Origin of the sequence: Pseudoflavonifractor capillosus (assembly GCF_016899775.1) — a bacterium.
In the GTDB taxonomy this organism is placed as follows: Bacteria; Bacillota; Clostridia; order Oscillospirales; family Oscillospiraceae; genus Lawsonibacter.
This window is the reverse complement of the sequence record NZ_JACJJE010000096.1, coordinates 1-5,966: the sequence shown is the minus strand read 5'-3', so window position 1 is coordinate 5,966 and position 5,966 is coordinate 1. Positions and strand designations below refer to the sequence as shown.

5 protein-coding genes are annotated in these 5,966 nt (G+C 50.2%); 3 read left to right on the top strand and 2 right to left on the bottom strand.

The window, feature by feature from the left end:
- Positions 1–410: 410 nt before the first annotated feature.
- Both H6B31_RS16075 and H6B31_RS16070 read right to left on the bottom strand, forming a co-directional pair.
- Positions 411–1,502: a hypothetical protein gene (locus H6B31_RS16075; RefSeq protein ID WP_204899428.1), complete on the bottom strand. Its 1,092-nt coding sequence runs from the start codon at positions 1,500–1,502 to the stop codon at positions 411–413.
- A gap of 125 nt (positions 1,503–1,627) precedes the next feature.
- Positions 1,628–2,701 (bottom strand): hypothetical protein, encoded by a 1,074-nt coding sequence (locus H6B31_RS16070; RefSeq protein WP_204899427.1) that lies wholly within the window; start codon positions 2,699–2,701, stop codon positions 1,628–1,630.
- A 463-nt stretch (positions 2,702–3,164) separates the two neighbouring features.
- On the opposite strand from H6B31_RS16070, the gene H6B31_RS16065 reads away from it, so the two are divergent.
- Genes H6B31_RS16065 through H6B31_RS16055 form a run of 3 tightly spaced genes read left to right on the top strand, consistent with a single transcriptional unit; the run spans position 3,165 to position 5,880 of the window.
- Entirely contained in the window at positions 3,165–3,896 is a 732-nt protein-coding gene (locus tag H6B31_RS16065) for an AlkZ-related protein (protein WP_204899426.1), read from the top strand.
- A gap of 44 nt (positions 3,897–3,940) precedes the next feature.
- The gene (locus H6B31_RS16060; protein WP_204899425.1) at positions 3,941–5,461 is read left to right on the top strand and encodes a Y-family DNA polymerase; all 1,521 of its coding nucleotides are present in this window, start codon (positions 3,941–3,943) and stop codon (positions 5,459–5,461) included.
- On the top strand, positions 5,458–5,880 hold the full coding sequence (locus tag H6B31_RS16055; protein WP_204899424.1) for a hypothetical protein: 423 nt from the start codon (positions 5,458–5,460) through the stop codon (positions 5,878–5,880). The genes H6B31_RS16060 and H6B31_RS16055 overlap by 4 nt, the downstream gene beginning before the upstream one ends.
- The last annotated feature ends 86 nt before the right edge of the window (positions 5,881–5,966 follow it).

The window sequence follows — 5,966 nt, the reverse complement described above, 5'->3', positions numbered from 1 at the left end:
CGGCGACTGGAATACGAATACTGGTTCTTTGGACACTTCCATGACAACCGCTCGGTGGACCAGAAACACATCCTGCTTTGGGAACAGATCATACAGTTCCTGTGAGAAGGACCAGATAGGAAAAGGCAGCCCCAATGCAACTTTTTCCTATCTAGTCCATTATTTAACAAGATTTTTGGTTTAGACGCGCTAAAATGGTACTCATTAAATATATTAATTTTATGTTTGGAGAGGAGACAAATACGGTCCGATCTTTAAAAAGATTGGACCGTATTTGCTTATTTAAAATTGAAAATAAGAATGGCGCGAATAGATTTTATCGCTTTACTTCCAAAATCGTATGTTATATTATGAGTCCTACTCATTTAGCCTTCAGTAACCCCCAATGGCCGTTCTGCAAAAAAGTTTGGTTATTCCAAACTCCACTCATGGAAAGTAGCAGCTGCATCATAAGACGCTAGAATCTGCTGATAATCAAAAGTAAAACTTTCTCCGGCCGCTAAGACAACTTTACACCACTTCCAGGTAAATTTACCTGTGGTGCCTGCAGAAAGTCGGGCAGACTTAACAGTACCCCCGCGATTAATTACCTGAGCATTCCCTGACGCATTTGCACCTACATAACCATATACTGTAACGGAAGAAGAGCTGGTATTTCTTAGAGTAATTTTATGATAGTTTTGAACACACCAATTTCCCAAGTTTCTTAATTCCTGATCTGAACTGGTAATAGATGCAGTAAAATTTCCGTCAACAAGCTTGATTGGGACCATTTCTCCATTATTTTGCAGTCCGGCGTTGGCATCACAATTAGTTGTAAAACGATAAGGAAGACTGCTGGTGCTGATTGTCCCATGATTGAAGGTAAGGAAGTAACCATTTCCTAGTCCAGAGTAGACCTTATTATCATTGGAGGGCACTTCTGTAGATCTATAAGGGAAAGGCTTTGTGGCATTATTAATCTTGCTACTAGATTCATATGCAATTACAGTAACAACAACACTCTTATTTGTACTAAACCGTACCATTCCCGTAAATGGCTGGCCATTGGAAACGACGAGTTCATCGATAAGCCAAGCGGTTCCCTTTGCCGGCACAGAGATTGTTTTGCTAGAACTGGCAAAGAAATTCTTTACTGCAATTGTACCATCCCAACCAGTACAAGCTCCTACATTACTGCGAGTAACGGTTGCGACAGAGGAATTGTTATTTTTGAGTTGAATACGATAACGAAGAGTTTTTCCAGTCTTATTCCAATGGGAGTAAAAAATCTGGGCTGGGCCGTTCACCGTCTGGCGATTAATATAATATCCATTTTCAGCAGTCCCCCAGCTCTTATTCCCATCTCCAATTCGTTCCGGGTAATTACAGTAAATCCAAGGCGCATTATTGGAGGTGGGAGTAAGCTTTTTACGACCGCTAGTGCTGAGAATGGCGGATCTCAGATTAGAACCGGAAGGCTCCAAAAAAGTTAATGTTGCCATTTGCTTAATTCCTTTCATATGTTAATTTGTAAAAGATTCTCCTAAATAGGGCATAACGATATGTTGTAATGCCCAATTACAGCATACCGAGAAAAATCAATTACATATAACATAGAGATACATATGAAAGGAAAAAGTAAACGTTAGAAAGATTTTTCAAATATTTGTGCTAGATCCAAAAAGAAATAGTTGTCAGAACGATCAGCACTTCCCGCAATGTAGCCGTCTACCGTAAATTCTTCTGAAGCGCCGTCGTTGTCAATCCATTTTACAGGGATCGACAGTTTTGCCAACGCTGCAGAGCCCCCTCCTTTGTGGGCTCCAAAACAAAACACGGCGCCATAACCAGAATATCGCGGATCATTCGTTTCGGCAGGTGGCGGAGGAGATATTAAAACCGGGGCAAGTTCTCCATGGATGACCAAGGTCCCGTCTATCAACTGACAATCTGTATCCACTCCACCACTCCAAAGGGCAGCTTGTAAAAGTTCAAGAGAAAAATATTCCTGATCACCGACGACCAAAGCAAGTCCTTGCATCCGAAGATCCGCCCAAGTCTCCTGCGAACTTGAGATTACACCCGCCCCCGCAGACTGCAGATAGAAATCAGAAGTTAGTTCGGAAACTGTGTAAATATCTCCTTGGAAAATCACTTCGGAACCGGGACGGAGAGCTGTGATTTTGACCGAGCGTGCAGAAGCATCCCATTCCGTTCGAAAGCCTGCGTTAGAATAGCCGAGTTTCTGATTTAGATTGCAATGCTCGAAGTTGTTCGTGTCACTGGCGGACATATCAGACGGAGCAATCACCGTTTGACCGCCAATGTTATAGGAAGGGATTTCTTGATTGTTGACAAATACACGAATGTCACTTTGGTAGATATTTCCCAATATGCGCCCGGGAGTATCTACTGCAGGTTGGTGCGCTGGCTTCTGTTCCGGATACCTGCCCGATGTAATAAATACTGTGCGGTCTTCCTCGCTCCAATTCACTTGAAAGCCATATTCCATTAAGTCTTTGGCTGCAATAACTGTTTTCCCTCCGATATTATAGGAAATGATTGGCATGCCATCTACATAGGTTACAATATCAGTAGAATAAACATGGCCCAAACACATTCCTACAGACTGCTCACTTTCGTTTGCGGCAGTCGCAACTGTAGATAACAAACCGGTTAGGATTAACAATGTACTCAGTTTTAAGAATTTATATTTCATATAGATTCCTTTCTCTCAATGTGAGTAGATCAATATATTACGTCACATATTATAATACGTCACATAGCTAGAAACGCAACAAGTAAACCTCGTAGCAAATTGGTGAAATTTCAAATTTCAACGGCGGATTACATTTATAGCATACTTCGCCATGAACAACATAGCCTTCGGTTCAACAACCTGAGCTCAATGGGCCAACTTGCGTTTTTTGGTAATCAAGGATTGCGCCAATTAGCACTACAGGAATTTGGGGCATTCCTATGAAAATCGCATAATTTGATTCTAAACATATTATCTTATAAAGCGAATTATACAGCTTTTATGAGATAAGCCAGAGAGGAAACGGCAATCCCTTTTCTGCTGTTTCCTCTCTGGCCCTTCATTTGGGAAAATACCGCAGTAGAATTTTTAGAACAGATGTGCTATAATCATACACATAAAAGAAGGGTGGGGAGGCTTCACTATGGCCATTGAAAACGGCGAATGGATCATGCGGGGCATGGACTGGGACAATCCTGCCCGCATCCAAAGCTGGGAGGAACTCATCTGCTGGGTCGATGAGATCGGCTTCCTGCCCCTGTTCCAAAACGAGATAGGCGGCTTCTCCGTGGAGGAAAACACCGCAGACCTCTATTGGTGGACCGGAGACCCGGAGCAGGACCCCTGGGAGTGGCGCGCGCTTATCGCCCGCAGCGGTCAGGTGGCCTACGGCAAGTTTTTCGGCAAACGGGCCGGTTTCATCTCCAAAGCCTGGTTTCCGCACTTCGCCAACTGGCGGCGGGACGGCTATGACTTCGACAGCCGGTGGGAGGACGGGCAGGCCACCATGCGTCAGAAGCGGATCATGGACCGCTTTCTGGAGCAGGAGGAGTGGTTTTCCTCCGATTTGAAGCGGCAGGCCGGATTCGGAAAAGGCGGAGAGAAAAATTTTGAGGGCACGGTCACAGACCTCCAGATGGGAGGCTATCTGCTCATCCGGGACTTCCGCCAGCGGATCAACAAGAAGGGCGTGCCCTATGGCTGGCCCATCTCCGTCTACACCACTCCGGAGGCCCTGTGGGGATACGACCACATCGCCTCCGCCTACTCCGTGGACCCAGTGGAGTCCAAAGCGCTGGTCTATGCACAGGTGCGAAAGAACTTCCCAGAGGCCGCACCGGAGACGCTGGACGCCGTGCTGGGATGGACCCAATAACGGGACAGCGTCCGTGATATACTAAAATCAGGGGGTGAGGTAGCATGAAGGAGCGGACCTACGTCTGCTGTGATTTGAAATCATTTTACGCCAGTGTGGAGTGTGTGGAGCGGGGCCTGGATCCCATGACCACCAACCTGGTGGTGGCGGACAAGCGCCGCACGGACAAGACCATCTGCCTGGCTGTCTCCCCCTCCCTGAAAGCCTATGGCATCGCGGGCCGCGCCCGGCTCTTTGAGGTGGTGCAGAAGGTGGCGGAGGTGAATGCCCGGCGGAAGTGGAGTGCCCCCGGCCATCAGTTCACCGGCTCCTCTTGGCACGATCCGGAGGTGCAGAAGAATCCCGCTCTGGCTCTGGACTACATTGTGGCCCCGCCCCGGATGGCCCACTATATCGACTGGAGCACCAAGATCTACAGCGTCTATTTGAAATATGTGGCACCGGAGGACATCTACCCCTACTCCATCGACGAGGTGTTCATGGATCTGACCAACTACCTGGACACCTATCAGATGACCGCCCGGGAGCTGACCCGAACCATCATCCTGGATATTCTGAAAACCACCGGCATCACCGCTGCGGCGGGCATGGGTACCAATCTGTACCTGGCCAAGGTGGCCATGGATATCGTGGCCAAGCACGTCCACCCGGACAAGGACGGAGTGCGCATCGCCAAGCTGAATGAAATGACCTACCGGCGGTTGCTGTGGAGTCACCGGCCTCTCACTGACTTCTGGCGGGTAGGCAAGGGCTATTCCAATAAGTTGGAGACCCATGGGATGTACACTATGGGGGATGTGGCCCGGTGCTCTATCGGAAAACCGGGAGAATACCATAATGAGGAACTGCTCTATAAACTGTTCGGCATCAACGCGGAAATTTTGATCGACCACGCCTGGGGCTGGGAGCCGTGCACCATTGCGGACGCGAAGTCGTACAAGCCGGAGAACAAGAGCATTGTTTCCGGCCAGGTGCTCCAGTGCCCGTATGACTTCCAGAAAGCCCGCCTGGTGGTGCGGGAAATGGCGGACGCCCTGGCCCTGGACCTGGTGGACAAGGGGCTGGTGACCAACCAGCTGGTCCTCACCGTGGGCTATGACCGGGAAAACCTGGATGATCCCAGCCGGGCCGCCCAGTATAAGGGCCCTGTCACCGCCGACCGCTATGGGCGGAAAATCCCCAAGCACGCGGTGGGGACGGAGAATTTCCTCTACACCTCCTCTGCCAATGATTTGCTGAGAGCTGTGACGGCCCTCTATGACCGGATCGTGGATCAAAACCTGCTGATCCGCCGCCTGAGTATCAGCGCCAACAGGCTGCTGGATGAGGCCAGCGCCTGGAAGGAGGAGCCGACGGAGCAGCTGGACCTGTTTACCGACTACGCCGCTAAGGAGCAGCAGGAGCAGGCAGATAAAGCCGCCCACGCCAGAGAGCGGAAGCTCCAGGAGGCCATGCTGGGAATCAAAAAGCGGTACGGCAAGAACGCCATCCTCAAGGGGATGAACCTGGAGGATGGTGCCACCGCAAGGGAGCGTAACCAGACGATCGGAGGGCATCAGGCATGAGCGGGAAATACGATGACATCCTCCACCTGCCCCATCCCACCTCCGTTCGACACCCACGAATGCCCATCTCAGAGCGGGCCGCTATTTTCAGCCCCTTCGCCGCCCTCACTGGCCACGCAGGGGCTATCGCGGAGACCGCCCGGCTGACGGACCAGAAGATGGAGCTGGACGAGGACACCAAGGCGGAGCTAGACCGGCGGCAGGCGGTTCTGCTGGAGCATATCGCGGAACAGCCGGAAATCACGGTTACCTGGTTCCAGCCGGACGAGCGGAAGGACGGAGGGGCTTACCTCACGGCTACCGGGCGGCTGAAAAAGCTGGACGAGATCCAGCAGGTGCTGGTCCTGACGGACGGGACGAAAATTCCGCTGGACGATGTGGCAGGAATTGAAAGTAATTGGTTCCAAAAGCAAGGATAAACGGAAAAGTGGAGTGAGCCGAAACGGGAACGCATCACATAAGGTGCGTTCCCGTTTCAGTTTACTGGAGACAGCAGGCGCACGGC